Origin of the sequence: Streptomyces sp. NBC_00457 (genome assembly GCF_036014015.1) — a bacterium.
Classification (GTDB): domain Bacteria; phylum Actinomycetota; class Actinomycetes; order Streptomycetales; family Streptomycetaceae; genus Streptomyces.
Genome location: NZ_CP107905.1, coordinates 4,005,572 through 4,032,166 on the forward strand (window position 1 = coordinate 4,005,572; position 26,595 = coordinate 4,032,166).

27 protein-coding genes are annotated in these 26,595 nt (G+C 70.3%); 11 read left to right on the plus strand and 16 right to left on the minus strand.

Annotated elements, in window-relative coordinates; translation table 11 throughout:
- The first annotated feature begins 147 nt into the window (after positions 1 to 147).
- Positions 148 to 2,664 carry a DEAD/DEAH box helicase gene (locus OG828_RS17980; protein WP_328501698.1) on the plus strand — a complete coding sequence of 839 codons (2,517 nt, stop codon included), beginning with the start codon at positions 148 to 150 and terminating at the stop codon, positions 2,662 to 2,664.
- A gap of 132 nt (positions 2,665 to 2,796) precedes the next feature.
- Positions 2,797 to 3,675, plus strand: a complete 879-nt coding sequence (locus OG828_RS17985) for an alpha/beta fold hydrolase (protein WP_328501699.1) — start codon at positions 2,797 to 2,799, stop codon at positions 3,673 to 3,675.
- Here OG828_RS17985 and OG828_RS17990 read toward each other — a convergent pair whose 3' ends face one another.
- Both OG828_RS17990 and OG828_RS17995 read right to left on the minus strand, forming a co-directional pair.
- Positions 3,676 to 4,797, minus strand: a complete 1,122-nt coding sequence (locus OG828_RS17990; protein ID WP_443060140.1) for an IS630 family transposase — start codon at positions 4,795 to 4,797, stop codon at positions 3,676 to 3,678.
- Positions 4,798 to 4,831: 34 nt separating this feature from the next.
- Positions 4,832 to 5,725 (minus strand): NYN domain-containing protein, encoded by an 894-nt coding sequence (locus OG828_RS17995; protein ID WP_328357395.1) that lies wholly within the window; start codon positions 5,723 to 5,725, stop codon positions 4,832 to 4,834.
- Between the two features lie 192 nt (positions 5,726 to 5,917).
- Between OG828_RS17995 and OG828_RS18000 the strand changes: the two genes are divergently transcribed.
- Positions 5,918 to 6,070 (plus strand): hypothetical protein, encoded by a 153-nt coding sequence (locus tag OG828_RS18000; protein WP_155060754.1) that lies wholly within the window; start codon positions 5,918 to 5,920, stop codon positions 6,068 to 6,070.
- Positions 6,071 to 6,149: 79 nt separating this feature from the next.
- On the opposite strand, the gene OG828_RS18005 is transcribed toward OG828_RS18000, so the two are convergent.
- The 4 genes from OG828_RS18005 to OG828_RS18020 all read right to left on the minus strand — a co-directional run bounded on the left by OG828_RS18005 (position 6,150) and on the right by OG828_RS18020 (position 9,198).
- Positions 6,150 to 6,755, minus strand: coding sequence for a MarC family protein (locus OG828_RS18005; RefSeq protein WP_328357398.1), 606 nt, complete (start codon positions 6,753 to 6,755; stop codon positions 6,150 to 6,152).
- Positions 6,756 to 6,801: 46 nt separating this feature from the next.
- A complete protein-coding gene (locus OG828_RS18010; protein WP_328501700.1) occupies positions 6,802 to 7,662 on the minus strand; it encodes a PHP domain-containing protein in 861 nt (286 codons plus the stop codon).
- A 145-nt stretch (positions 7,663 to 7,807) separates the two neighbouring features.
- Positions 7,808 to 8,449 (minus strand): DUF6758 family protein, encoded by a 642-nt coding sequence (locus tag OG828_RS18015; RefSeq protein WP_301983807.1) that lies wholly within the window; start codon positions 8,447 to 8,449, stop codon positions 7,808 to 7,810.
- A gap of 152 nt (positions 8,450 to 8,601) precedes the next feature.
- Entirely contained in the window at positions 8,602 to 9,198 is a 597-nt protein-coding gene (locus OG828_RS18020; RefSeq protein ID WP_328357408.1) for a suppressor of fused domain protein, read from the minus strand.
- Positions 9,199 to 9,664: 466 nt separating this feature from the next.
- Between OG828_RS18020 and OG828_RS18025 the strand changes: the two genes are divergently transcribed.
- Positions 9,665 to 10,780: a magnesium and cobalt transport protein CorA gene (locus OG828_RS18025; protein WP_328501701.1), complete on the plus strand. Its 1,116-nt coding sequence runs from the start codon at positions 9,665 to 9,667 to the stop codon at positions 10,778 to 10,780.
- Between the two features lie 23 nt (positions 10,781 to 10,803).
- Positions 10,804 to 11,316: a hypothetical protein gene (locus OG828_RS18030; protein WP_328438673.1), complete on the plus strand. Its 513-nt coding sequence runs from the start codon at positions 10,804 to 10,806 to the stop codon at positions 11,314 to 11,316.
- A 7-nt stretch (positions 11,317 to 11,323) separates the two neighbouring features.
- Here OG828_RS18030 and OG828_RS18035 read toward each other — a convergent pair whose 3' ends face one another.
- Positions 11,324 to 12,085 (minus strand): hypothetical protein, encoded by a 762-nt coding sequence (locus OG828_RS18035; protein ID WP_328501702.1) that lies wholly within the window; start codon positions 12,083 to 12,085, stop codon positions 11,324 to 11,326.
- 226 nt (positions 12,086 to 12,311) lie between these two features.
- Here OG828_RS18035 and OG828_RS18040 point away from each other — a divergent pair, with 226 nt between their 5' ends.
- Genes OG828_RS18040 through OG828_RS18050 form a run of 3 tightly spaced genes read left to right on the plus strand, consistent with a single transcriptional unit; the run spans position 12,312 to position 15,355 of the window.
- Entirely contained in the window at positions 12,312 to 13,598 is a 1,287-nt protein-coding gene (locus OG828_RS18040; protein ID WP_328357421.1) for a magnesium transporter MgtE N-terminal domain-containing protein, read from the plus strand.
- Complete coding sequence (locus OG828_RS18045) at positions 13,588 to 14,178, plus strand: DUF1003 domain-containing protein (protein ID WP_210577214.1); 591 nt, start codon at positions 13,588 to 13,590, stop codon at positions 14,176 to 14,178. Before OG828_RS18040 ends, OG828_RS18045 begins: the two co-directional genes overlap by 11 nt.
- A gap of 43 nt (positions 14,179 to 14,221) precedes the next feature.
- On the plus strand, positions 14,222 to 15,355 hold the full coding sequence (locus tag OG828_RS18050) for an Mrp/NBP35 family ATP-binding protein (protein WP_210577213.1): 1,134 nt from the start codon (positions 14,222 to 14,224) through the stop codon (positions 15,353 to 15,355).
- Between the two features lie 148 nt (positions 15,356 to 15,503).
- On the opposite strand, the gene OG828_RS18055 is transcribed toward OG828_RS18050, so the two are convergent.
- The 5 genes from OG828_RS18055 to sigE all read right to left on the minus strand — a co-directional run bounded on the left by OG828_RS18055 (position 15,504) and on the right by sigE (position 21,179).
- Positions 15,504 to 16,166, minus strand: a complete 663-nt coding sequence (locus OG828_RS18055; protein WP_210577253.1) for a hypothetical protein — start codon at positions 16,164 to 16,166, stop codon at positions 15,504 to 15,506.
- Positions 16,167 to 16,468: 302 nt separating this feature from the next.
- A complete protein-coding gene (locus OG828_RS18060; protein ID WP_328357429.1) occupies positions 16,469 to 16,918 on the minus strand; it encodes a sec-independent translocase in 450 nt (149 codons plus the stop codon).
- 240 nt (positions 16,919 to 17,158) lie between these two features.
- On the minus strand, positions 17,159 to 19,030 hold the full coding sequence (locus OG828_RS18065; protein ID WP_443062506.1) for a trypsin-like peptidase domain-containing protein: 1,872 nt from the start codon (positions 19,028 to 19,030) through the stop codon (positions 17,159 to 17,161).
- Positions 19,031 to 19,500: 470 nt separating this feature from the next.
- The gene (locus OG828_RS18070) at positions 19,501 to 20,481 is read right to left on the minus strand and encodes an anti-sigma factor family protein (protein WP_328357435.1); all 981 of its coding nucleotides are present in this window, start codon (positions 20,479 to 20,481) and stop codon (positions 19,501 to 19,503) included.
- Positions 20,478 to 21,179 carry an RNA polymerase sigma factor SigE gene (gene sigE / locus OG828_RS18075; RefSeq protein ID WP_328357438.1) on the minus strand — a complete coding sequence of 234 codons (702 nt, stop codon included), beginning with the start codon at positions 21,177 to 21,179 and terminating at the stop codon, positions 20,478 to 20,480. Before sigE ends, OG828_RS18070 begins: the two co-directional genes overlap by 4 nt.
- A 235-nt stretch (positions 21,180 to 21,414) precedes the next feature.
- Here sigE and OG828_RS18080 point away from each other — a divergent pair, with 235 nt between their 5' ends.
- On the plus strand, positions 21,415 to 22,113 hold the full coding sequence (locus OG828_RS18080) for an O-methyltransferase (protein ID WP_328371948.1): 699 nt from the start codon (positions 21,415 to 21,417) through the stop codon (positions 22,111 to 22,113).
- A gap of 123 nt (positions 22,114 to 22,236) precedes the next feature.
- Here the strand turns inward: OG828_RS18080 and OG828_RS18085 are convergent, their stop codons facing one another.
- Complete coding sequence (locus OG828_RS18085) at positions 22,237 to 22,404, minus strand: DUF3117 domain-containing protein (RefSeq protein WP_003966491.1); 168 nt, start codon at positions 22,402 to 22,404, stop codon at positions 22,237 to 22,239.
- Positions 22,405 to 22,786: 382 nt separating this feature from the next.
- Between OG828_RS18085 and OG828_RS18090 the strand changes: the two genes are divergently transcribed.
- A complete protein-coding gene (locus tag OG828_RS18090) occupies positions 22,787 to 23,590 on the plus strand; it encodes an enoyl-CoA hydratase/isomerase family protein (protein WP_210577208.1) in 804 nt (267 codons plus the stop codon).
- A 69-nt stretch (positions 23,591 to 23,659) separates the two neighbouring features.
- Here OG828_RS18090 and OG828_RS18095 read toward each other — a convergent pair whose 3' ends face one another.
- Positions 23,660 to 24,247, minus strand: coding sequence for a DNA-3-methyladenine glycosylase I (locus OG828_RS18095; RefSeq protein WP_328501703.1), 588 nt, complete (start codon positions 24,245 to 24,247; stop codon positions 23,660 to 23,662).
- A complete protein-coding gene (locus tag OG828_RS18100) occupies positions 24,244 to 24,591 on the minus strand; it encodes a DivIVA domain-containing protein (RefSeq protein WP_328501704.1) in 348 nt (115 codons plus the stop codon). The genes OG828_RS18095 and OG828_RS18100 overlap by 4 nt, the downstream gene beginning before the upstream one ends.
- Before the next feature lie 138 nt (positions 24,592 to 24,729).
- On the opposite strand from OG828_RS18100, the gene folP reads away from it, so the two are divergent.
- The gene (folP, locus tag OG828_RS18105; RefSeq protein WP_210577205.1) at positions 24,730 to 25,590 is read left to right on the plus strand and encodes a dihydropteroate synthase; all 861 of its coding nucleotides are present in this window, start codon (positions 24,730 to 24,732) and stop codon (positions 25,588 to 25,590) included.
- A gap of 180 nt (positions 25,591 to 25,770) precedes the next feature.
- On the opposite strand, the gene OG828_RS18110 is transcribed toward folP, so the two are convergent.
- On the minus strand, positions 25,771 to 26,529 hold the full coding sequence (locus OG828_RS18110) for a TIGR00730 family Rossman fold protein (RefSeq protein WP_328357456.1): 759 nt from the start codon (positions 26,527 to 26,529) through the stop codon (positions 25,771 to 25,773).
- Between the last annotated feature and the right edge of the window lie 66 nt (positions 26,530 to 26,595).

Consider the following 26,595-nt stretch of genomic DNA (forward strand, 5'->3'; position numbering starts at 1 on the left):
TCTGACACGACCCCCGCGCTCGCCTCGCGCCGCACACACAGAAGAGGCAGCACCCTGACTACTACCTTCCGAGAGCTCGGGATTCTTCCCGAGACAGCCGAGGCCCTTGAAGCCGTCGGCATCATCACCCCCTTCCCCATCCAGGAGATGACGCTCCCCGTCGCCCTCACGGGCACCGACGTCATCGGCCAGGCCAAGACCGGCACCGGCAAGACGCTGGGCTTCGGCCTTCCGCTGCTCGAGCGCGTCACCGTCCCCGCAGACGTCGAGGCGGGCCGCGCCAAGCCCGAGGCCCTCACCGACGCCCCGCAGGCGCTCGTCGTGGTCCCCACGCGCGAGCTGTGCACCCAGGTGACGAACGACCTGCTGACCGCGGGCAAGGTGCGCAACGTCCGCGTGCTCGCCATCTACGGCGGCCGGGCGTACGAGCCTCAGGTCGAGGCCCTCAAGAAGGGCGTCGACGTCGTCGTCGGCACCCCGGGCCGGCTGCTCGACCTCGCGGGCCAGAAGAAGCTCAACCTCAAGCACATCAAGGCGCTCGTCCTCGACGAGGCCGACGAGATGCTCGACCTGGGCTTCCTGCCCGACGTCGAGAAGATCATCAACATGCTTCCGGCCCGTCGTCAGACGATGCTGTTCTCGGCGACCATGCCGGGCGCGGTCATTGGTCTCGCGCGCCGCTACATGTCGCAGCCCACGCACATCCGCGCCACCGCGCCGGACGACGAGGGCCAGACGGTCCGCAACACCGCGCAGTTCGTCTACCGCGCGCACAACATGGACAAGCCGGAGATGGTCGCGCGCATACTGCAGGCCGACGGCCGCGGTCTCGTGATGGTCTTCTGCCGTACGAAGCGGACGGCGGCGGACCTCGCCGACCAGCTGCAGCAGCGCGGCTTCGCCTCCGGCGCGGTCCACGGCGACCTCGGCCAGGGCGCCCGCGAGCAGGCGCTGCGCGCCTTCCGCAACGGCAAGGTCGACGTCCTCGTCTGCACCGATGTCGCAGCTCGCGGCATCGACGTCGAGGGCGTGACCCACGTCATCAACTACCAGTCCCCCGAGGACGAGAAGACGTACCTGCACCGCATCGGCCGTACGGGCCGCGCGGGCGCCAAGGGCATCGCGATCACCCTCGTCGACTGGGACGACATCCCGCGCTGGCAGCTGATCAACAAGGCGCTGGAGCTGAACTTCAACGACCCGCCGGAGACGTACTCCAGCTCCCCGCACCTCTTCGAGGAACTGAACATCCCCGCGGGCACCAAGGGTGTTCTGCCGCGCTCGGAGCGCACACGCGCCGGGCTCGCGGCCGAGGCGGTCGAGGACCTCGGCGAGACGGGCGGACGTGGCGGTCCGCGCGGCCGCGGTGGCCGTGACGGCCGTGGCGGTCGGGACGAATCCCGCTCCGCCGACCGTGAGCGCCAGGCCCGCACGCCGCGTCGCCGCCGCCGTACACGCGGCGGGTCCGAACAGGACGAGACGGCTCCCAGCGGTACGACCCCTGTCGCGGACACCCCGGCGGAGACCACCGCGGACGACGTGACCGCTCCCCGCACCCCGCGCCGGCGTCGCCGCACCCGCGGCGGAGCGGCGGAGCCGCTGACGACGGCCACGGAGCCGACGACCGCCGAGCCCGCGGCAACCGCCGTGGCGACCGCGGAGGGCCCCGCCCTGGACGCCCCCGAGACCCCGGCCAAGCCGCGCCGCCGCCGTACGCGCAAGTCGACGGAGCCGGCCACGGCCACCGAGGACACGCAGACCGCGTCCGCCGTACAGGTGTCGGAGGCTCCGGCCGCCACCGAGGCCCCCGAGACCGACGCTCCCGCCCCGCGCCGCCGCACCCGCAAGGCCACGGCCGCCGCGGAGACCGCGGTCGACACGGCGGAGGGCGCGGAGGAGACCAAGCCCCGCCGCACCCGCAAGACCGCGGCTGCCGCCGAAGCAGCGGTCGACACGGCCGAAGGCACGGAGGCCAAGCCGCGCCGCACGCGCAAGGCTGCCGCCACCACCGAGGCACCGGAGTCCACCGAGGCGAAGCCGCGCCGTACGCGCAAGACGGCGGCCGAGACCGCTGTCGACACCGCCGACGGCACGGAGGAAGCCAAGCCCAAGGTCCGCCGCACCCGTAAAACCGCGGCTGCCGCGGAAACCGCGGTCGAGACGGCCGAGGGCACGGAGGAGACCAAGCCTCGCCGCACCCGCAAGACCGCGGCTGCCGCCGAAGCAGCGGTCGACACGGCCGAAGGTGCGGAGGCCAAGCCGCGCCGCACCCGCAAGACCGCCGCCGCGGTCGACGCCGTCGACGGCACGGAGGAGGCCAAGCCCACGGTCCGCCGCACCCGCAAGACCGCGGCAGCCGCCGAAGCAGCGGTCGACACGGCCGAAGGCACGGAGGCCAAGCCGCGCCGCACCCGCAAAGCTGCCGCCACCACCGAGGCGCCGGAAGCCACGGAGCCCAAGCCGCGTCGTACCCGCAAGGCCGCCGCCGCCGTCGAGACGGCGGAGATTCCGGCGCAGGCCACGCAGGAGCCGGATGCTGCCGCCCCGCGCCGCCGTATCCGCAAGGCCACGGCGTCCACCGAGGCGCCGGAGACCACGGAGCCGAAGCCGCGCCGCACGCGTACGCGTAAGGCCACGGCCGCCGTGGAGCCCGCTGAGGGCTGACAGCGCACCCTGATGGCCCGGTCCCACCTCGCGTGGGCCGGGCCATCGGCGTTCCTACGCACCGCACCAGCCGTCCCACAACGGCCGGGAACCGGACACCGACGTCGCCGCCCCACCCGATAACCTCACCTCGTGACCAGCTCAGCGCCCGTCCCCCCGCCGCCCGGCGCCCGCCTCCACCGACTGCACACGCCCCGTGGCGACTTCGCCGCCGTCGACTCGCCGGTGCACTCCGGCGTCGAGCCGAGGGGCGTCGTGCTGATGGTCCCCGGCTTCACGGGCAGCAAGGAGGACTTCACGCTGCTGCACGAGCCGCTGAACGCGCGCGGCTACCGGATCGTGGCCGTCGACGGGCGCGGACAGCACGAGTCCGACGGCCCGGAGCACGATGAATCGGCCTACACGCAGGACGAGTTGGCGAAGGACGTGCTCGCACAGGCCGCGGCACTCGGCACGCCCCTGCATCTCCTCGGGCACTCCCTCGGCGGCCTGATCGCCCGCGCCGCCGTCCTCCTCGACCCCTCGCCCTTCCGCTCGCTCACCCTGATGGCCTCGGGTCCCGCCGAGGTCTCCGACTCCCAGAAGCAGCGCATCAAGCTGCTGCACGACACGCTCGCGGTGCTGACGATGCCCGAGGTGTGGGAGGCGATCCTGGCCATGGGCCCTCCGGAGGAGGTCGGCGGCCCGGCCCGCGGAATCGGCGACCTGGGCCAGCTTCAGCGCCGCTGGCTGGGCACCAAGCCCGCCCAGCTCATCGCGACGGGCCGCCAGCTGTGCACCGAGCCGGACCGGGTCGCCGAACTCACCGCCGTCCCGCTCCCGTTCCATGTGCTGTCGGGTTCCCGCGACGACGCGTGGCCGGTGACGCTCCTCGACGACATGGCCGTACGGCTGAACGCGCGCCGCTCGGTCGTGGCCGGCGCGGAGCACTCGCCCAACATGGACCAGCCGCTCCCCACGGCCCACGCCCTCGCGGACTTCTGGGACGACGCCGGCCAGGACCTCAACTAACTAGTGTCCTGCGCCGGAGATCCGTCGGCAGAGGCGGGCGAGGGAGTCGAGGATTTCTTCGGCTGTCTTGGTCCAGATGAAGGGCTTGGGGTCTTCGTTCCAGTCTTTGACCCAGGCGCGGATGTCGGCTTCCAGGGCCTGGATGTTCTTGTGTGCGCCCCGGCGGATCATCTGGTGGGCGAGGTAGCCGAACCATCGCTCGACCTGGTTGATCCACGAGGAGCCGGTCGGGGTGAAGTGCAGCTCGAACCGGGGGTGTTTGGCCAGCCAGGCCTTAATCGCTGGAGTCTTGTGGGTTCCGTAGTTGTCCACGATCAGGTGGATCTGCAGGTGCGCGGGCACCTCCTTGTCGATGCGGATCAGGAACTTCTTGAATTCCGCGGCCCGGTGCCTGCGGTGCAGGGCGGTGATGACTTCGCCGGTGGCGACGTCGAAGGCGGCGAACAGGGTGGTCAGGCCGTTGCGGACGTAGTCGTGGGTGCGCCGCTCGGGCATGCCCGGCATTATCGGCAGGACCGGCTGGGACCGGTCCAGGGCCTGGATCTGCGACTTCTCGTCCACCGACAGCACGACCGCCCCCTCGGGCGGGTTGAAGTACAGGCCGACGACGTCGTAGACCTTCTCGACGAACAACGGGTCCGTCGACAGCTTGAAGGTGTCCGCCAGATGCGGCTTGAGCTGGAACCGCCGCCAGATCCGGCCCACGGTGGACTTCGACAGGCCACTGTGCTCGGCCATCGATTTCCGGGACCAGTGGGTGGCGTTCTTCGGCAGCTGTTCCAGCGTGGTGACCACGACCGCCTCCACCTGGTCGACGCTGATGGTGGGCGGCCGGCCCGGCCGGGGCTCGTCCGCCAGCCCCTCCAGCCTCTCGGCGAGAAACCGCCGCCGCCACTTGCGAACGGTGTCCGCCGTCACCCCAAGATCCCGGGCGACCGCGACGATCGGTGGTACCTCCGGGCCCGCGCACGCCAACACGATCCGCGCGCGCAAGGCCAGAGCCTGGGCCGATGTCGCCCGACGCGTCCACCGCTCCAACACCGCCCGCTCCTCATCAGACAGCAGCAACGGCTCGAGTTTCGGGCCCCGACGAGGAACTGACGCACCAGCAGCAGAAGTCACACAACTACTAACGATCAACTACTGGCGCAGGACACTAGTACAGCGTCTGCAGGTGCTCCCAGAAGCCGTCGCGCAGCGCCCGCCGCAGATCCGCCTGCCCGCGCAGCGAGTACTGCAGCAGGCCCTCCGCCTCCACCAGCAGGTCCTGGTCCACGGAGCCCGGCAGATACGGATGCCCGGGCAGCAGCTCCACCAGCGACTCCCTGCCGCGCGCCGCCAGCCACTTCGCGGCGATCTGTGCGCCGACGAAGCGCACGTCCTCGCGGGCGGGCCGGGTGCTCGTGAGGTCGTAGGCGGGGGCGGTGCGCCGGGCGACGTACGGCTTGAAGAAGTCGAGGTCGAAGGTGCGCTGGCTGTCGACCTCCCACAGCAGCGGCTCCGCCTGGTTGCGGCCCTCCGGTGCCTCGATGCCCCACAGGTGCACCCGCGCGCCGTACCCCTGCGCCGCCTCCACGGCCGACACCAGATCCTCGTCGCCGCCGAGCAGGGCCGCGTCGCTGATCGCGCGGTGCCGGGCGAGTGACTCCAGGTCGGAGCGGATGAGGGAATCGACGCCCTTCTGCTGGTTGTTGGCGTTCAGATTCCCCAACCGCACCTTGACGTCCGGGAGTTCGGCGATGGACTGCTGCTCGGCGGTGTGGATACGGCGCCGGGCGCCGTCGTACCAGTAGACCCGCAGCAGCCGGCTGTCCGCGAAGATCGTGCGAGCCTTGTCGATGAGCGCGTCGATCAGTCCCTCGGCGTCGAGGTCGAAGGCGCGCCGGTCCTCGGTCCCGGCGACGAGCCGGCCCGCGGCCGCGTACAGATACCCGGCGTCGACGAAGATCGCATGGGTGGATGGCGTTTTCGCCACCTCGGCGAGCATGCGCTGGAGCAGCTCATTGGTGCGGTCGATACGGGCGCCGAGCGCCGCGAGGTCGTCGTTCATCGCCTCCATTGTCCCGGCGGTCACGCTGTGAACACAACCGGTCCCAAAGGGTCTCCGAAGTCTCCTATACCGGGCAGTAGTTAGCCGTTCGAAAAATTTCTTTAGCGTAGGGAATGTTTGTAACACGCAGCTCGTTGACTAGAGACGTACAGCAATTCTCCTCAGGAGGATGACCAGACGAAGGGAGAAGCCATGCGCTTCGAGATCATGCGACTCGACGACGTCGACGGCACGCCCGTGGACACCACCGTTGTGGACGCCGCCTCCGTCAACCGGATCGTTCAGCAGGCCGCCGCCATAGGCCAGCGGCTGTGGATCCGTCCGGCCGACACCACGGCCTCGTAACAGACGCGGATCACCGCAGAAGCTTCAGAGCCCCCGCCCCGGCACCGACGCCGGGCGGGGGCTCTGCGCTTGCCCGGGTTCAGCTCTCCTGGATCACCAGGGTGACCCCGTTGATGATCTGCTGCACGGCGATCGCGGACAGCATCATGCCGGCGAGCCGCGTCACCAGGACCACGCCGCCGTCCTTGATGACCCGGATGATCAGCAGCGAGTACCGCATCACCAGCCACAGCACGACATGGATGGCCAGGATCGCCATCCACACCGACACCTGCGTGGCGACACTGTCGGCCTTCTGCACGGCGAGGATGACGGAGACGATCGCACCGGGCCCGGCGAGCAGCGGCATGCCCAGCGGTACGAGCGCCACGTTCACGTCCTTGGTCTGCTTCGGCTCGTCCGTCTTGCCGGTGAGCAGGTCGAGCGCGATCAGCAGAAGCAGCAGCCCGCCCGCGATCATCAGCGCGGGAACGGAGACATGCAGATAGTCGAGGATCTGATGCCCCAGCAGCCCGAACACGGCAATCACACCGCCGGCGACACAGACGGCCTGGAAGGCCATCCGCCTCTGCACCCTCGCCGGACGGCCGGAGGTCAGCGCCAGGAAGATCGGGGTGATCCCAGGGGGATCCATGATGACGAACAGGGTGAGGAAGAGAGAGCCGAAGACAGCGACGTCGAACATGAGTGAGCCTTGCGAGAGAGAGTGACGGGTGAGCGTGCGGTGAGCCTCAGCGCGCTCCGCCGGCCCCCGGCACCGGGAACGCCCCGGTCGCCCGCCGCGTGATCTCCCCGTACACCTCGGGATCCGTCGTGTACTCGCCGAGCAGAACGGTCTTCCGGCTGCCGTGGTAGTCGCTGGAGCCGGTGGTCAGCAGCCCCAGCTCCTTCCCCAGCCCCCGCAGCCGCTCACGCGTCTCCGGGTCGTGGTCCATGTGGTCGACCTCGATACCGTCGAGGCCCGCGGCGGCCATCTCGGCGATCGCGGACTCCGGCACGGTGCGCCCCCGCTTGCTGGCCGCCGGATGCGCGAACACCGCGACCCCGCCCGCCGCCTTGATCAGCCGGATCGCCTCGAAGGGGTCGGTCTCGTGCTTCTCGACGAACGCCCGCCCGCCGTCCGCCAGCCAGTCCCGCGTGAAGGCGTCCCCCACGGTGGGTACGACGCCCAGCTCCACCAGCGCGGAGGCCACATGCGGCCGCCCCACGGACCCGCCACCGACGATCCGCTCGACCTGCTCCCACGTCACCGCCACGCCCAGCTCGTTCAGCTTCCCGACCATGCCCTTGGCCCGCGGCACCCGATCGTCCCGCACCAGCTCCCGCTCGGCCAGCAACGCCGGCTCCTCGGGATCGAACAGATAGGCCAGCATGTGCATGCTCACCCCGTCGATCCGACACGACAGCTCGGCCCCGGTGACAAGCGTCAGCCCCTCCGGCAGCGCAGCGATCGCCTCGGCATACCCCCGAGTGGTGTCGTGATCGGTGAGCGCAACAACGTCCAACCCAGCAGCGGCAGCATTCCGCACCAGCTCAGCCGGGGTATCCGTGCCATCGGAAGCCGTGGAGTGGGTATGCAGATCTATTCGCAAGACGCGAACTCCAGCAGGTGATGGTGCGAAGGGGACGCTTCAGAATAACGGCTGTGAAACTGACTTAGGGGCGCGGGGAACTGCGCGACAAGCCACAACGAACCCGCAGCCGCCAACGATCAGGCACCCCCCGAGCTACTGGGCGCTACGGCTCAAGCAAGCGCGGCGACAACGCTCCACAGGGAACCAAGTCCACCTCAGCCCCCGCATCCCGCAAATCCGTAAGCACCAGCTCGTCATACATCAGCAGCCCCGACTGCTCGGGCCACACCACCGCCCACAGCCACAGCCCCCGCGCCTCACCGGCAAAGACCGCACGGTCATCGGGTGACCCGGCGACATGCCACAACGGCGTAGGCCGCCCCGCGGCCAGCACCTTCGCCTGCGGCGGCTTCTCGACGTTCATGTACGGCCCCGGGTCGGGCCCGTCGATCCCCGCATATCGCGCACCGAGCCCGACACCGAGCTCCTCGGCCACCAGAATCAACTCACCCATACCGCCGAGCGGCCCCGGCCCCGAGCACGCCACGGCCGTCGCACGCCCCCCGCTGCGGTCGTCGCCCGCGCAGCCCACACCGGTGAACAGCCAGCCCACCGGAAGCGGCCACGGCATCCACACGGGTACCTGCGTGCGGTGCACCACCACGCTGAGGGCCTCGACGCTGGGCGGGATCACGGGCTGCAGCGGATGCACGGTGCCGTGCACATCGCACTGCCAGGAATCGGCGAAGAGTCCGGGAGCCCTGACCCGGCCACCACACTTCGGGCAACTGGGTTCGCCCCTCATAGGGCCCCACGGTCCTACCCCTGCTCCGCCACGTCAAGGACGATCACCCGTCCGGCCGGAACGAGGTGCGACCACACCACAGCCGTCGCTTGCACGACGGTGTCGCCGTGTTCGCCAACTGACCCCTCACGGCGACCGGTTGGTGAGATGAGTCACTCGGGCGGCAGGTCCAGCGCGACGGACCCGCGGGACGGATCCCGCAGATCCGTCCCGTTCGCCAGCCAGCGCTCCTGAAGAGCCTGGGCGCCGTGCACGCGCTTCCAGGCGGCCTCGTTCGGCGTCATGGGGAGCAGCGGCAGGAACTGGACGGGGTCCATCGGCTCGTCGAGGTCCAGGTCCTCGACCAGGCCACCGGGCTCGGCGACCAGGACCGAGGTGAAGGGGGCGCCGGGCCAGAGGGGATCGCCGACGTCCAGGGACGCGCCGGGAGCCACGATCAGGCCCTCCACCTGCGGAGAGGCGGCGAGGACGGCGAGCGGGCGGAGCACCTTGTCGGTGTCGGCGAGCCCGGATCGTACGGAGAGGACCAGCTCGGCGCGGGGGCCCTTGACCGGGTCGGCGATGACCGCGGTGGGGTCCGCCATGGGGTGCGCGGACATGCCCAGCGTGGCGTAGCGGACGATGTCGTCCTGCTGGAAACGCAGCACCTCGATGCGGTCGGTACCGAGGAAGGTGACCGCGGCGCGTGCGTCCGGTTCGCCCAGCGCGGTGCGCAACCGGGCCTCGACCAGAGGAAGAACATCAACCATGCGGTGAGCATAGAACTCGTCAGGACCGGGCAAACGAGCACCTTGACACTTCAGTCGGCTGATACTCTTGCCCGTGGTTCGGGGCAGCACGCTGCGGCGTCGCGATCGAGTCCCGACGCCGACGACACTCCCTTACGAGGGACCGGCCGGAGGAGGTGGGGCTGCAATGGATCGAAGTCGACCGTGCAGTAGCACCCGCTCTTCCCGCCGCTGACGTAGCCGCTCTGCTTCTCTAGCCGGCCGCCACCTCTCGCACCTTCTTCACCGCGGAAGAGCCTTCGTTTCGTATTGCCTGATCTGTCTGTCCCGCAGCAGTAGCTGAATCAGTAGCGAAGCTCACCACCGCGATGGTGCGGTGCTCCCCGCTTTGTGGACGTGCCAAACATGTGAAGTCAGGACGTCCCCATTCCGGGTAGTTCCACCCCTCGTCGGAGCCTTTCGCTGCCTGACCGCGAAGGAGCCTGCCATGTCGATGATCCGCGACCTGCGTGCCGCCGTCCGTCCGTCCCGTCCGTCGCTCCGCAAGGACACCGCCGGGTACGACACGACGCGCGACCCGTCGACGCCCTCGGCCGTGGTCGACTGCGCCATCTACCGCGACGGCGCCCGCCTCGAAACCCCGACGCCGCTCACCCCGCACGAGGCGATGCGTCTGGTGCGGCGCGACGGGGGCTTCGTCTGGATCGGGCTGCACGAGCCCACCGAAGCCGAATTCTCCGGTATCGCAAGCGAGTTCGGGCTGCACCCACTGGCCGTCGAGGACGCCGTCCAGGCCCATCAGCGGCCCAAGCTGGAGCGGTACGACGACTCCCTGTTCACCGTCTTCAAGACCATCCACTACATCGAGCACGACCAGCTCACCGCCAACAGCGAGATCGTGGAGACCGGCGAGGTCATGTGCTTCACCGGACGGGACTTCTTCATCACCGTCCGGCACGGCGGACAGGGCTCGCTGCGGGCACTGCGGCACCGGCTGCAGGACGACCCCGAGCTGCTCGCCAAGGGCCCCTCGGCGGTGCTGCACGCGATCGCCGACCATGTGGTCGACGGGTATGTCGCGGTCGCCGACGCCGTGCAGGACGACATCGACGAGGTCGAGACCGAGGTCTTCTCGCCGGGCCGCAAAGGCAGCCCGCGCGGCACGGACGCCGGGCGGATCTACCAACTCAAGCGTGAGGTGCTGGAGTTCAAGCGGGCCGTCGCGCCGCTGCTGCGTCCCATGCTGCTGCTCTCCGAGCGCCCGATGCGGCTGATCGACCCCGACATCCAGAAGTACTTCCGGGACGTCGCCGACCACCTGGCCCGGGTGCAGGAGCAGGTCGTCGGCTTCGACGAGCTGCTCAACTCGATCCTCCAGGCCAACCTCGCGCAGGCGTCCGTCGCGCAGAACGAGGACATGCGCAAGATCACGTCCTGGGCGGCCATCATCGCCGTACCGACGATGGTGTGTGGTGTGTACGGCATGAACTTCGACTACATGCCCGAGCTGCGCTGGAAGTTCGGCTACCCGATGGTCCTGACCATCACCGTCGCCATCTGCTTCGGCATCCACCGCACCCTGAAGCGCAACGGCTGGCTGTGAGCGTTGCTGGCTACGCTGGGCTCATGACACCTGAGCTGCTGGAGCAGGCCCTCGTCGAGGAGGCCACCAAGAAGTCCGGGCTCGTCTGGGTCAAGGGGCCCGGCGGGCCGGTCCGGGCGCTGTGGCATGTGTGGCACGAGGGTGCGGCGTGTCTGGTCGGCGACGGGCCGGGCGAGCAGCCGTTGCCGGGGCTGGCCGACGGGGCCGCCGCCGAAGTGACCGTCCGCAGCAAGGACAAGGGCGGTCGGCTGATCTCCTGGGCGGCGAAGGTCGTCGAGCTGTCGCCGGGGTCCGAGCAGTGGGACGCCACGGTCGCCGAACTCAAGGGCAAGCGGCTGAACGCGCCCGACGGAGAGGCGATGCCTCAGCGGTGGGCTCGGGAATGTCGCGTGGTGCGGCTGGAGCCGACGGGGACGACGGCGTCGCTGCCCGACGACAACCAGGCGGCGGCGCCGCTGCCGACCTCGGCGACCACGCGTCATCCGATGCCGGCGGGCCTGCCGCGTCTGCTCATGAAGAAGCGGAAGAAGAAGTAGGCATGGGTCAGGACGTCGGCAACGCCTTGCCGTAGTCCACCGTCTCGTCCTGCTTCGGTTCCTCGATCTTGAAGTCCTTGCCCCATTCCGTGAAGAGCAGGGTGCCGGCGCTGCCCGCGCGGACCAGGCGGAGGGGATACGGCCGGCCCTCCAGGGAGACGTCGAGCGTGCCGCCGGAGCCCTTGTCGCCGGCGATGCGGATGGTGCGGGTGCCGGACTCCTCGTGGTGACCGTCGGTCTCCAGGGTGCCGTGCAGGGTCAGCAGGCCGTCGAGGAGGACGTCCTTGTCGGTGAAGCCGCTGAACTTCTTGTACGAGGGGTCTCCCTGGGGCACCTTCACATACTTGCCCTCGAGCTTGTCGGCGGCGGCCGTGTCGGTGTCTTCGGACGCGTCGCCCTTGGCGTGCTCGGGATGCCAGAACTCCGCGTCCGCCTTCAGGAACAGCTGCTCACCGATCCGCAGCAGGCGGAACGTCGTCCCCTCGGCGGTGACCTCGCCCGAGCCGCCGTCGGACTTCAGACGCATGTCGAGTTTGTAAGTGCGCCCGCTGGTGACCACTGTTCCGGAGAGGTGCACCGCGGTGGCGGACTCGGCGGCCGTGCGGGTTCTGCTCTGGATCTTGTCGGCCGGCAGCTTGCCGACCCCGTTCGTGCCCGCGTCGGGGTCCTCGCTGCATCCCGTCAGTGCCGCCGTGCCCGTCACGGCCAGGGCGCACATCGCGCCCACCAGCGTGGCCCTGCGGGTACGGCCCTGGGGAATCGCAGTCACAGGTGCGGCTGCCTTTCTGACGAGGGTTCCTTCAGCGGCGTACCGCAGAGTACCGGGGCCGGGCGGGGCCGGCGGAGCCAGTCCGTCCGGACCGCTCACCAGGGCGGACCCGATCGGGACGGGCTAGCCTGAAGGCCGTTCGAGCGGGCAATTCAGAACATGTGTGAGCAACCTGTACGACACTTCGGAACAGACGCAGCAACCCGTACGAGAAGGAGGCGCAGCCATGGCAGCCGGCGCCCCCCGGATCTTCGTCTCGCACCTCTCCGGCGTCGCCGTGTTCGATCCGGCCGGTGATCAGGTCGGGCGGGTACGCGATCTCGTCGTCGTGCTGCGTGTCGGGCGGCGTCCGCCCCGGGTGCTCGGACTGGTCGTCGAACTCGCCACCCGCCGCCGGATCTTCCTGCCCATGACCCGGGTGACCGGCATCGAGTCCGGACAGGTCATCACCACCGGTGTGCTCAACGTCCGGCGCTTCGAGCAGCGGCCCACCGAGCGGCTGGTCTTCGGGGAGTTGCTCGACCGGCGCGTGACGCTGGCGGAGACCGGCGAGGAGGTCACGGTGCTCGACGTGTCGGTGCAGCAGTTGCCGGCGCGTCGGGACTGGGAGATCGACCGGGTGTTCGTGCGCAAGGGAAGGAAGGGCGGCGCCTTCCGGCGGGCCAAGGGCGAGACGCTGACCGTCGAGTGGTCCCACGTCACCGGATTCTCCCTGGAGGAGCACGGACAGGGCGCCGAGAGCCTCCTCGCCACCTTCGAGCAGCTGCGCCCCGCCGACCTCGCGAATGTGCTCCACCATCTCTCCCCCAAACGGCGCGCGGAGGTCGCCGCCGCCCTCGACGACGACCGCCTCGCCGACGTACTCGAAGAACTCCCCGAGGACGACCAGATCGAGATCCTCGGCAAGCTGAAGGAGGAGCGCGCGGCCGACGTCCTGGAGGCCATGGACCCGGACGACGCGGCCGACCTGCTGGGCGAACTGCCGGAGGAGGAGAAGGAGCGGCTGCTGGGTCTGATGCAGCCCGCCGAAGCGGCCGACGTACGGCGTCTGATGGCGTACGAGGAGCGCACCGCGGGCGGCCTGATGACCACCGAGCCGATCATCCTCCGTCCCGACTCCACCGTCGCCGACGCCCTCGCCCGCGTCCGCAACCCCGACCTGTCCCCCGCGCTCGCCGCCCAGGTCTACGTCTGCCGCCCGCCCGACGAGACCCCGACCGGCAAGTACCTCGGCACGGTGCACTTCCAACGCCTGCTGCGCGATCCGCCGTACACCCTGGTCAGCTCGCTCGTCGACGACGACCTGCTACCGCTCGCCCCGGACGCGGCGCTGCCCCTCGTCGCCGGGTTCTTCGCGACGTACGACATGGTCGCGGCGCCCGTCGTCGACGAGTCGGGGTCGCTGCTCGGGGCGGTGACCGTGGACGACGTACTCGACCACATGCTGCCCGACGACTGGCGGGAGTCGGAGTTCGACGACCTCGACGAGGGGGTGGGGACGAGTGGTGCCTGAGCGCGAGACCGCGACCCGTGAGCGGACGCCCGCCGGCGCGACGGCCGCCGCCCGGCCGCGCCACCCCCGGCTCGACCAGCCCGCCCCGCCCCGGCGCCGGGTCCTGCCGGAGTGGGACCCGGAGGCCTTCGGGCGGCTGAGCGAGCGCATCGCGCGCTTCCTCGGCACCGGGCGGTTCCTCGTCTGGATGACGTTCGCCATCATCATGTGGGTGCTGTGGAACGTGGCCGCGCCCAGCGTGCTGCGCTTCGACGAGTACCCGTTCATCTTCCTGACGCTGATGCTGTCGCTGCAGGCCAGCTATGCCGCGCCGCTGATCCTGCTCGCGCAGAACCGGCAGGACGACCGCGACCGGGTCAACCTCGAACAGGACCGCAGGCAGAACGAGCGGTCGATCGCCGACACCGAGTATCTGACCCGGGAGATCGCCGCCCTGCGCATCGGCCTCGGCGAGGTCGCGACCCGGGACTGGATCCGCTCGGAACTGCAGGACCTGGTCAAGGAACTGGAGGACCGGCAGGACGGACACGGCGTATTCCCGGCAGATCGGCCGCGCGGACGTGACGTAGACGACCGCTGACGGGCTTTCCGGGGTACTTGTGAGGCGCCGTACCATCGTCCTTATGGCTACGGAAGACGCGGTGCGCGAAGCACTGTCGACGGTGAACGACCCCGAGATCAACCGCCCCATCACCGAACTCGGGATGGTCAAGTCGGTTCAGATCGGTGCGGACGGAGCGGTCGCGGTTGCCGTGTACCTGACGGTTTCCGGCTGTCCGATGCGCGACACGATCACGCAGCGTGTGACGGAGGCGGTGGCGCGGGTCGAAGGCGTCACCCGCGTCGACGTCGAACTGGACGTGATGAGCGACGAACAGCGCAAGGAGCTGGCCTCCGCCCTGCGCGGCGGCACGGCCGAGCGCGAGGTCCCCTTCGCCAAGCCCGGCTCCCTCACCCGCGTGTACGCGATCGCCTCCGGCAAGGGCGGCGTCGGGAAGTCCTCCGTCACCGTCAACCTCGCGGCGGCGATGGCGGCGGACGGCCTCAAGGTGGGCGTCGTCGACGCCGACATCTACGGCCACTCCGTGCCCCGCATGCTGGGCGCCGACGGCCTTCCCACCCAGGTCGAGAACATGATCATGCCGCCCTCCGCCAACGGCGTGAAGGTCATCTCCATCGGCATGTTCACGCCGGGCAACGCCCCGGTGGTCTGGCGCGGCCCGATGCTCCACAGGGCACTGCAGCAGTTCCTCGCGGACGTCTACTGGGGCGACCTGGACGTCCTGCTGCTTGACCTCCCGCCCGGCACGGGCGACATCGCCATCTCGGTGGCCCAGCTGGTGCCGAACGCGGAGATCCTCGTAGTCACCACGCCCCAGCAGGCCGCTGCCGAGGTCGCCGAGCGCGCCGGCTCCATCGCCGTCCAGACCCACCAGAAGATCGTCGGCGTCGTCGAGAACATGTCCGGCCTCCCCTGCCCCCACTGCGGCGAGATGGTCGACGTCTTCGGCACGGGCGGCGGCCAGGTCGTCGCCGACGGCCTCACCCGCACCACCGGCACGAACGTCCCCGTCCTCGGCAACATCCCCATCGACGTCCGCCTCCGCGAGGGCAGCGACGAAGGCAAGCCGGTCGTCCTGACCGACCCGGACTCCCCCTCCGGCTCCGCACTGCGCGCGATCGCGGGGAAGCTGGGGGGACGGCAGAGGGGCCTGTCGGGCATGGCGCTGGGAATCACGCCGAGGAACAAGTTTTAAGAGACGGCGGGGAAACGCCTTCAGGGCGCGGGGCTGTATCGATATGCGGCTCCGCCGCGTGGGCGCGACAAGCCACAGCGAACCCGCACCCGCGACACATCTGAGGCCCTACGGCGAAGGGGCGCCGAAACCCACCGGCGCCCCACTCTCACGCGTACGCGGCAACGTCCTTGATCACAGCGAACCCCAGCCCATACGCACTCATCCCGCGCCCATACGCCCCCACATGCACCCGTTCCGGCGTGGACCCGGCCAGCACCCACCCGAACTCGGACTCCCGGTAGTGGAACGGCGTAGGCACACCGTCCACAGGTAGGGACAACGTCGACCACGCCGCCCCGTCGAGATCGTCGGCCAGCGCCCACGCCGTCTCCGTCTGCTGCTCCACCCAGTCGTCCCGCAGGGTGTGGTCCATCTGCCCGGGCCAGGTGAAGGACAGCAGCCCCACCCCCGCCAGCCACGCCGCCGAGGACACCGACGTGGCCTCCAGCAGCCCCGTACCGTCGGCGCTCCGCCGGGACGGATTCGCCGCGACGGTCACCACGACCGCGAACTTCTCCTTGGCATCCGCCGCGGCAACGGCCTCATTGCGGACGGAGGGCTCGTCGCCGTGCCCGATCGACCCGTGCTCCACGGCCCCGTCGGCCGCCGTCCCCACCTGCATCAGCCAGCGCGGCCCCGTGAAGGCCTCATCGAGGCCGTACCACGGGAAGGGCGCCAGCAGGTAGCCGTCGACCGTACGCCGGGCAGAGGGGACCTGTTGTCCACCCTCCGCGGCTGCCGGCTGCGCGACTCGACTCGTCGTCTCCATATGCCCGGACGCCTCCTCGCTCGTGTCGGGCCGGTGCGGCCCGCCCCCCTTGCTCTCGTCGGCCCGGGACGGCCCGCCCCCCTCGGGCGCAGTCATCCGGTCCCACAACAACTCGGCAGCATATCCACAGCGCTCGGGGCAGCCGGGAAATCGCCCGGCGCGTGGGCCGCTCGGAGGCCGTCTTCAGGCCGCGGGGCGCAGGGGCGGAGTATGAAACGCGTCACGTACGACGCCGGCGGGCGCCGCGGTCGTACGGCTCTGGCGGCGTCGTACGCACTGCTCAGAGGGCGTCGTACGAACGCTCAGGTGGCGTCGTAGTCGAAGGGCGGGCGCTCGTCGGGCGTGCTCTCCGGCTTCTTCGTCATGTCGATGCGGGAGCCGGACGAACCCGACGACGCGGCGGAGGACGAAGACGACGAGGAGTCGGCGTCGCGGCTGTGGACCGCGTCCGTGACCTCGGCCATCTCCTTCTTCAGGTCGAAGCCGTTGCGGATCTCCTTGAGCCCCAGTTCGTCGTTGTCCATCTGCTTGCGGATGAACGTCTTGGGATTGAGGTCCTCGAACTCGAAGTCCTTGAACTCCGGGCCGAGTTCGCTGCGGATGTCCTCTTTGGCGCTCTCCGAGAACTCCCGGATCTTGCGGACGGTCCGCATGACGTCCTGAATGACCTTCGGAAGCTTTTCCGGACCGAAGACGAGCACGGCGAGGACAACGAGCGTGATCAGCTCGAGCGGTCCTATGTCATTGAACACCTGAAGCTCCTCGCGAGTCCCTCGGTCCTCAGCCCTCGGTGGTCTGTGGTCGTCCGTGGTCCGGGCCGGGTCCACGGTACCCGGCGATGCCGTACGACCGGTACTGTCCCGAGGCCTCCGAAGCGGGTGGGAGTGCGGTTTTCGGAGTTGTTTGCCTTGTGGGGGCGCTGATGGGCGGGTTGGCGGGTCCGGACTGTGACATTTCTGTGAGTCTCGGCGGATCACGGTTTTCGGAGTGTTTCAGTCGGCGTCGGAGGAACCGAGCACCAGCGCGATCCGGATCTCCTTGCCGTCGCGCTCCAGCGTCAGCTCCAGACGGTCGCCGGGGCGGTGGGCGCGGGTCTTGACGATCAGCTCCTCGCCGGAGTGGATGCGCTGGCCGTCGACCTCGGTGATGACGTCGCCCGCCTTGATGCCGGCCTTGTCGCCGGGGCCGCCCGCGTTGACCGCGGGGCCGCCGCCGGTTTCCTGCGTGCCGACGCGGGCGCCGTCGCCGGCGTACTCCATGTCGAGGGTGACGCCGATGACCGGATGGGTCGCCTTGCCGGTGTTGATCAGCTCCTCGGCGACGCGCTTGGCCTGGTTGACGGGGATGGCGAAGCCGAGCCCTATCGAACCGGCCTGGCCGCCGTCCAGGTCGGAGCCGTCGCCGGCGGAGCGGATGGCGGAGTTGATGCCGATGACGCGGGCTTCGGCGTCGAGGAGAGGGCCACCGGAGTTGCCGGGGTTGATGGGCGCGTCGGTCTGCAAGGCGTCGACGTACGACACGTCACTGCCGTCGCCGCTCTCGCCGCCCGCGGTGATGGGCCGCTCCTTGGCGCTGATGATGCCGGAGGTGACCGTGCCGGCCAGGTCGAAGGGGGCGCCGATGGCGACGACGGGGTCACCGACCTGGACGTTGTCGGAGTTGCCGAGCGTCAGGGGCCTCAGGCCTGTGACGCCGCTGATCTTGACGACGGCGAGGTCATAGCCGCCGTCCCGGCCTACGACCGTGGCCTTGGCGGTGTCGCCGCTGTGGAACGTCACGGAGATCTCGCCGCCTGTTCCGGCCGGTTCCACGACGTGGTTGTTGGTGAGGATGTGGCCGCGGTCGTCCAGTACGAAGCCGGTGCCGGTGCCCTGTGCTTCGCTGCCGCTGACATGCAGGGTGACCACGCTGGGCAGCGCCCGCGCGGCGATCCCCGCGACACTGTCCACCGGCCGCCCGGTGGGCTCCGCTTCGGCCTGCGGCAACTCCACACTCCCCACGCCACCATTCCGCTCGAGGTACGCCCCTACGGCACCCCCGACGCCCCCGGAAACCAGCGCCAGCAGCAGGGCACCGCCGAGCAGAGCGTTACGCGTGAGCTTACGGCGCTGGGTGGCGGTGGGTACGGCCGCGCCGTTCTGCTGGAGGGGGGCGGTGACCGGGGCCCAGGGGTCGTAGTTCTGCCAGGGGTTGGCGGGGGGTGGGAAGGGGGCTGCGGGCGGAGCGGGGGCGGCGGGGGGCACGGTGAGGGCTGACGCGGGAGGAGGCGGGGCAGGGGGCTGCGTCGGCGTCGGCACGGGCGGGACTGAGGATCCATGGGTCGGCGTCGGCACCGGCGCCGATGTGCCGTGAGCCGGCATCGTCGTGGGCGCGGGCTCGGACGCGGACGTGCCGTTCGTCGGCGCTGGCGTCGGCGTCGACACAGGCGTTGGCGCCGACGCGTCCTGCGGAGCCGCAAGCGTCGGCGTGCCCTCGGCCGGTGTGGTCGCCGGGTGCTGGACCGGCGGGGCGGGTGCCCAGGGGCCGGGCTCGCCGTACGGAGGGGTGCTGTACGGGTCAGGGTCATGCAGGGGTCTGGGGCGTTCGGTGGCCGACTCCGGCTCGCTGTCCGCCTGCGAAACCGGCGTCACAGAGGGCTGAGCCCGCACGAAGTCGTCCTCGCCCCCCGCCTCCTCAGGAAGCCGCAGCTCGAAGTCCCCCTCGGACGAGCCCGCATCGCCCCGACCTCCCGCAGGCCGCTCCAACTCGAAGTCGCCCTCAGCCGAAACCGCGTCACCACCACGAGCTCCCACAGGCCGACCCAGCTCGAAGTCCCCATCCCCCGAGCCCCCGTCACCCCCGCGACGTCCCGCAGGCCGCTCCAACTCGAAGTCGCCCCCAGCCGAAGCCACGTCGCCACCCCGACCCCCCACAGGCCGACCCAGCTCGAAGTCCCCATCCCCCGAGCCCCTGTCACCGCCGCGACGTCCCGCAGGCCGCTCCAACTCGAAGTCGCCCTCAGCCGAAACCGCGTCACCACCCCGACCCCCCACAGGCCGACCCAACTCGAAGTCGCCTTCAGCCGCCGCCTCGGCCGGTGTCACCTCGGCCAGTGTCGCCTCGGCCTGCGTCGGGGAAGCGTCCTGGGCCACCGCGCCCGCAGGGGGTTGCGGGCGAGGTCGGCTCCACCACTTCGCCTTCGTGGGCTTCCCCTCGTTCATGCGCTCCCCACAGCTGGCCGCGGCACGGCTCGTCGGCGGTGGCCGCAGATCGTCTACTCCGCGCCCGGCTGCCTGCCTGGGCGCGACCCTCCCTGGATTCAACCAGGTTCACGCGCCGTGGCGCAGAGGGCGGGTCAGCGGCCCGTGCCGGCGGAGCCGGACGAGGTCGCGTCAGGGACGGGCGCGGCGAACAGGCCGGGGTGCGTGATCTCCGGGTCGGTGGACCACGAGGTGAGGGTGAGCGGCGGGGTGGAGTTCAGCGGACGTATCAGCGGAGACATGGCGGCCGCACCGGCGACCACCGGCGTGGTCAGCGGATGTGCCGCGGCCTGCTGGACGTGCCCGCCGCCGGGGGCCGGAACGCCGGGCAGCAGGGGGGCCGAGACGGCGGTCGGGGCGACCGGGGTCTGACCGAGCGGCGTCTGCTGACCGCCCTGGGCCAGCAGCGGGCCGACGCCCACACCCCGGCGGCGCTGGCTCTCGGGCGCCGTAGCGGCTCCCGAGCCCTGTGTCCGCATCGGGGTCACATTGCTGCCGCCGGAGCCGTCCCGCGCGGCGTTCGTGGTCTCGCCGGTGCCGGCGGTGACCCCGCCGAGCGCGATCGCGGCCAGCGACACCGCCCCGGCCGCGACGAAGGCGAACCGCATGCCGCGTGAGGCCGACCGCTCGGCCTCATGACGGCTGACGTCATGTATACGGAAGCCGCGGCCCGCCGACGGAAGCATGGAGTCATGCGCGCGGGCGGGGACGTAGCCGAACTCGAAGCGCTCGCTCCGCTTCATCCCGAAGACGCCGGCGGCCGCTGGCCGTCCGGAGAGTCCGTCACCGAACCCGTCCAGCGGAGAGCCACCGTCGCCGTCACCTCCCCCCGGCAGCCCCTGGAGGCGGGCCAGGAAGCTCTCGGAAGGGGGCGGCGGGGCCGCTTCCGCGAAGACGTTCTTCAGACGGCGCTGCGCGTCGGCCTCTGCCTTGCACTTCGAGCAGGTGGCCAGATGCGCGAGCACGCGCTCGCGCGCCTCATGACCGAGCTCGCCGTCGACCAGCGCGGCGAGTCGGTCTCCCAGGTGCTGTTCTGCGAGGTGCCCCTCGGCGGGTTTGGGCCGTGATCCACTCACGCGGACGCGCCCCCTCCCCCCAGTACCGGGACACGGGCCGCGAAGGAGCGGCGCTCGGCCCGGGCCTCGGGCGACCTGTGCGCCAGGGCCTTGCGCAGCTGCGAGCGGCCGCGGTGAATACGGGACCGGACCGTGCCGAGCTTGACCCCGAGGGTCGCGGCGATCTCCTCGTACGACAGGCCTTCGATGTCGCACAGGACGACCGCGGCGCGGAACTCGGGCGCGAGGGTGTCGAGGGCCTGCTGGACGTCCGCGTCGAAGTGCGCGTCGTTGAAGATCTGCTGCGGGTTGGGCTCGCGGCTGGGCAGGCGCTCCGCCGCGTCGTCGCCGAGCGCGTCGAAACGGATGCGCTGCTTGCGGCGGACCATGTCCAGGAACAGGTTCGTGGTGATGCGGTGCAGCCAGCCCTCGAAGGTGCCCGGCGTATAGGTCGACAGGGAGCGGAAGACGCGGACGAAGACCTCCTGGGTGAGGTCCTCGGCGTCGTGCTGGTTGCCGGTGAGGCGGTAGGCCAGGCGGTAGACCCGGCCGCTGTGGGTGCTGACGATCTCCTCCCAGGTGGGCGGAGTCCACGCCTGCCCGTCCGCGTCGCTGGAGAAGGTCGCGGTCTGGGCGTAGTCGCCGGCGTGGTGGTGGTCAGCAGCGGTGTCGTTCACGGATTTCGGCTTGCCTGCCGATCCGAGGAAGCGCCGCAGCACTCCTCCCCGATCCCCAGGCGCAGCCGCACCTCCCCTGTCGGCTCTGGTGGTGTCCAGTGGAGCCCCTACCATAGCCACCTCGCCCGTTAGCTCCGGATAAGCGGTTTTACGAGAAATTGATCTGGGCTGATACGGCTCATGCGGCTGCGTCAGCACTTGCTCGCCGTCCCGCATCTCTTCGTGATCCATCCGTGTCCCCCGCTCTTGTCTCCCACCCCCTTAAACGCCCGGTCCCATCTGCGGGTTCCCGGGCGCAACGGATACAGTCGCGCCCAGGCATACACGGGGACAGGAGAGGGTCATTACCGGCAACCGGCAGACGAGCTGGGCGTTCGCCGACGCCTATCTCGCCGAGGACGAAGCCCTGCGCTGGGCCCGTGACCGGGCCCGCGAGGCGGGGCTGCGCTCGGTGTCGCCCGGCGCGGGCGCCGCGCTGCGGATGCTCGCCGCCACCGTGGACGCCAAGGCGGTCGCGGAGATCGGCACCGGCACCGGCGTCTCCGGGATCCATCTGCTGCACGGTATGCGGCCGGACGGCGTGCTGACCACCGTCGACCCCGAGCCGGAGCACCAGCAGTTCGCCCGCCAGGCCTTCCGCGCCTCCGGCTTCGCCAGCAACCGGGCCCGCTTCATCCCCGGCCGCGCCCTCGACGTCCTGCCCCGTCTCGCCGATGTCGGCTACGACCTCGTCTTCTGCGACGGTGACCGGCAGGAGGTCATGGACTACCTCGCTGAATCGTTGCGCCTGCTGCGCCCCGGCGGCCTGGTCGTCTTCGAGGGCGTCTTCGCCAACGGCCGGACGGTGGACTCCGGACCGCAGCCGACCGAGGTGCTGCGGCTGCGGGAACTGCTGCGTGCGGTGCGCGAGAGCCAGGAGCTGGTGCCGTCGCTGCTGCCGGTGGGCGACGGGCTGCTCTGCGCGGTCAAGCGCTGACCCGACATCCTGGTCCGCCCTGACAGCCATAACCCGGTCCGGCCCTTACGGCCGTACGGCAAACAGCCGCCCCGGCATCTCATACGATGCCGGGGCGGCTGAAAGGGTATGGTCGCTAGCGCCTCAGCCGACGACCTTCTTGAGGGCATCGCCCAGCGCGTCGGCCTCGTCAGGGGTCAGCTCGACGACGAGCCGACCGCCGCCTTCGAGCGGAACGCGCATGACGATGCCCCGCCCCTCCTTGGTCACCTCGAGCGGGCCATCGCCCGTCCGCGGCTTCATGGCCGCCATGCTCGTTCCCCTTCCTGAAACCAGCTCATAGTCAAAGCCGACGGCCCTGGAGGGCATGCGCGGCCCCTGCCCAAAAGGCGCAGGACACGCGACACCGGCATCGAACACATTGCTTCCAAGCCATTATCCCGCATCTCAGGACCCGATGACCAACATCAGTCGGCATCGCTTGGGCAACGCGCGCGAGCAAAACCACTCAATTCGGCGATGTGACTGCGATACTGCGCCGCCGCTGCCACCGCCGCCGTACAAATCGTGTCACGAATTCTTTGACGCAGGTCACACGTCCGTTCCGGTCCGTCTTCGGTGATCTACGCCATGCTGTCCTCAGACAGTGACGTACCGACGAGTACGCCGGAGCCGCAACCGGAGGGGATACGCCATGGCCGACACCGTGCTCTACGAGGTCAGCGACGGGCTCGCGACGATCACCCTGAACCGCCCCGAGGCGATGAACGCGCTGAACATCGCGACGAAGGTCGCACTGCGCGACGCGGTGCTGGCGGCAGCCGCCGACGACGCCGTACGGGCCGTGCTGCTGACCTCCGCCGGTGACCGGGCGTTCTGCGTGGGCCAGGACCTCAAGGAGCACATCGGCCTGCTGGCGGCCGACCGGGAGACCGGCTCGCGGCAGACCATGACGACGGTGCGGGAACACTACAACCCCATCGCGCGGGCGCTGACGGAGATGCGCAAGCCCGTGGTGGCCGGGGTGAACGGCGTCGCGGCGGGGGCCGGGTTCGGGTTCGCGCTGGCCGCGGACTATCGAGTCGTGGCCGACTCGGCCGCCTTCAATACGTCGTTCGCGGGCGTGGCGCTGACCGCCGACTCCGGGATCTCGTGGACGCTGCCGCGTGTCGTCGGGCCCGGGCGGGCCGCCGATCTGCTCCTGTTCCCGCGGAGCATCAAGGCGCAGGAGGCGTACGAGCTGGGGATCGCTAACCGGGTCGTGCCGGCCGCCGAGCTGCGGGCGGAGGCCGAGAAGACGGCTCGGGCGTTGGCGGCGGGGCCGACGGTGGCTTATGGGGCGATCAAGGAGGCGGTGGCCTTCGGCATGTCGCACTCTCTTGCGGAGACGTTGGAGAAGGAGGACGAGTTGCAGACTCGGGCGGGGTCTTCTGAGGACCATGCGATTGCTGTGCAGGCTTTCGTCAATAAGGAACAGCCGAAGTACTTGGGCCGGTAGAGCTCGGGGCCGTGGCGCCGTCGGGGGGTGCGGGTTCGTGGGGGCTGGTCGCGCAGTTCCCCGCGCCCCTTACGGGGCGCTTCTGGCAACGCATGATTCCAAGTGGTCGTCCACCAATCCGCATGCCTGCATCAGGGCGTAGGCCGTTGTGGGGCCTACGAAGCGCAGGCCCCTCTTCTTCAGGGCCTTTGACAGGGCTGTCGACTCCGGAGTGACTGCCGGGACGTCGCCGAGTGCTTTCGGGACCGGGCGGGTCGTCGGGTTCGGGGCGTGGGACCAGATGAGGGTGTCCAGGTCGCCCGGGGGCCAGTCGGACAGCACGCGTGCGTTGGAGAGTGTTGCGTCGATCTTGGCGCGGTTGCGGATGATGCCGGGGTCGGTGAGGAGGCGGTCTCTGTCGGTGTCCGTGAAGGTGGCCACCTTGGCGATCTCGAAGCCGGCGAAGGCGGTGCGGAAGCCGGGGCGGCGGCGCAGGATGGTGATCCAGGACAGGCCGGACTGGAAGGCTTCCAGGCTGAGGCGTTCGAAGAGGGCGTCGTCGCCGTGGACCGGGCGGCCCCACTCCTCGTCGTGGTACGTCACGTAGTCCGGCGTGGACAGGGCCCAGGGGCAGCGCAGGGCGCCGTCCGGGCCGGCGACGGCCTGGCCCTCGCTCACTGCTGGTCCCCCTCGGGGTGTTTGTCCATGGAGTGGCGGGCGGCCTGCGCGCCGGCCAGTGCGGACTCCAGGTCGGCGATACGGGCGTCGCGCTCGGCCAGCTCCGCGCCGAGGCGGCTGAGGGCGTCGTCCACGTCGGCCATGCGGTAGCCGCGGGCGGCGAGCGGGAAGCGGAGGCTCTCCACGTCGCCGCGGCTGACCGGGCGGTCCAGCGGCAGCGGGTCCTGGAGGCGCTCGGGGGCGACCTCGGGCAGCGGGCCGTTCGCGCCGCCGCCCAGCACGGCGAGGGTCACCGCGGCGACGACCACGGCGAGCGCGACGACCAGGAACAAGAACATAACCATCGCTGAGGGTCCCCACGAGATCGGTCGGATGTGTCGGGTGTATCAGGGTCCGATCGTGCCATGCGAGTCTGACAGTCAGGGTCGCAGGCGGCCCAAAGCCTGGATGTACCAGGGAAGCACTAAGAGAGGTCACAGGGGATGCTCAGGCTGGGCAGGCGGGAATTCGGGCCGCACGAGCCGGTGATCATGGCGATCGTGAACCGGACCCCGGACTCCTTCTACGACCAGGGGGCCACCTTCCGTGACGAGCCCGCCCTCGCGCGCGTGGAGCAGGCGGTGTCAGAGGGTGCTGCGATCATCGACATCGGCGGGGTCAAGGCGGGGCCGGGCGAAGAGGTGTCGGCCGAGGAGGAGGCGCGGCGGACGGTCGGCTTCGTGGCGGAGGTGCGGCGGCGCTTCCCGGACGTGATCATCAGCGTGGACACGTGGCGGCACGACGTCGGGGAGGCGGTGTGCGAGGCCGGGGCGGATGTGCTGAACGACGCGTGGGGCGGGGTCGATCCGCGGCTTGCGGAGGTTGCGGCGCGGTACCGGGTGGGGCTGGTGTGCACGCACGCGGGTGGGGCTCAGCCGCGGACGCGGCCGCATCGGGTGACGTACGACGATGTCATGGCCGACATTCTGCGGGTGACCGTGGGGCTGGCTGAGCGGGCGGTGTCGCTGGGGGTGCCTCGGGAGTCGGTGATGATCGATCCTGGGCATGACTTCGGGAAGAACACGCGGCACAGTCTTGAGGCGACGCGGCGGCTCGGGGAGATGGTCGGGACGGGGTGGCCGGTGTTGGTGTCCCTGTCCAACAAGGACTTTGTGGGGGAGACGTTGGATCGGCCCGTGAAGGAGCGGGTGGTGGGGACGTTGGCGACGACCGCGGTGTCCGCGTGGCTCGGGGCGCAGGTGTATCGGGTGCATGAGGTCGGCGAGACTCGGCAGGTGCTGGACATGGTTGCGGCCATCGCTGGGCATCGGGCGCCGGCTGTTGCCCGGCGGGGGCTGGCGTAGGGCCCGCGGCGGAGCCGCTAATGGATGCTGTTTCGCCCCCGCCGCCCCTACCCGTCCCATCCTGAAGGGGCTCCGCCCCTTCGACCCCGTTCGGGGGCCAGCCCCCGGACCCCCGCTCCTCAAACGCCGGAGGGGCTGAAAAGGATCAAACGCCGGAGGGGCTCAGACAATCAGCCCCAGCTACCGTCCCGCCTCCTTCGACACCAGTGCCACCGCCTCGTCCACGTCGTCCGTCACGTGGAAGAGCATGAGGTCCTTTTCGGAGGCCTTTCCCTGGGCGATGAGGGTGTTGGTGAGCCAGTCGATGAGGCCGCCCCAGTAGGCGCTGCCGAAGAGGACGATGGGGAAGCGGGTGACCTTCTGGGTCTGGACGAGGGTGAGGGCCTCGAAGAGTTCGTCGAGGGTGCCGAGGCCGCCGGGGAGGACCACGAAGCCCTGGGCGTACTTGACGAACATCATCTTCCGGACGAAGAAGTAGCGGAAGTTGAGGCCGATGTCGACGTAGGGGTTGAGGCCCTGTTCGAAGGGGAGCTCGATGCCCAGGCCGACGGAGATGCCCTTGGCCTCACAGGCGCCCTTGTTGGCTGCCTCCATGGCGCCGGGGCCGCCGCCCGTGATCACTGCCCAGCCGGCCTCCACCAGGCCGCGACCCAGGCGGACGCCCGCGTCGTACTCCGGTGAGTCCACCGGCGTACGGGCGGAGCCGAAGACGCTGATCGCGGGCGGGAGTTCGGCGAGGGTGCCGAAGCCTTCGATGAACTCCGACTGGATGCGCAGGACGCGCCAGGGGTCGGTGTGGACCCAGTCCGAGGGGCCGCCGGCGTCCAGCAGCCGCTGGTCGGTCGTGCTCGCCGTGACCTGACTCCGCCGTCGGAGGACCGGTCCCAGGCGCTGCTCCTCCGGTGGCTGCTTCTTGCCCTCGGGGTTCCCGGTAGCCATGTGCGCTCCCTCCGCTTGCGGTCTTTCCACCTCAGCGTAGATCCAGGCTGGTTACGGACGGGGGAC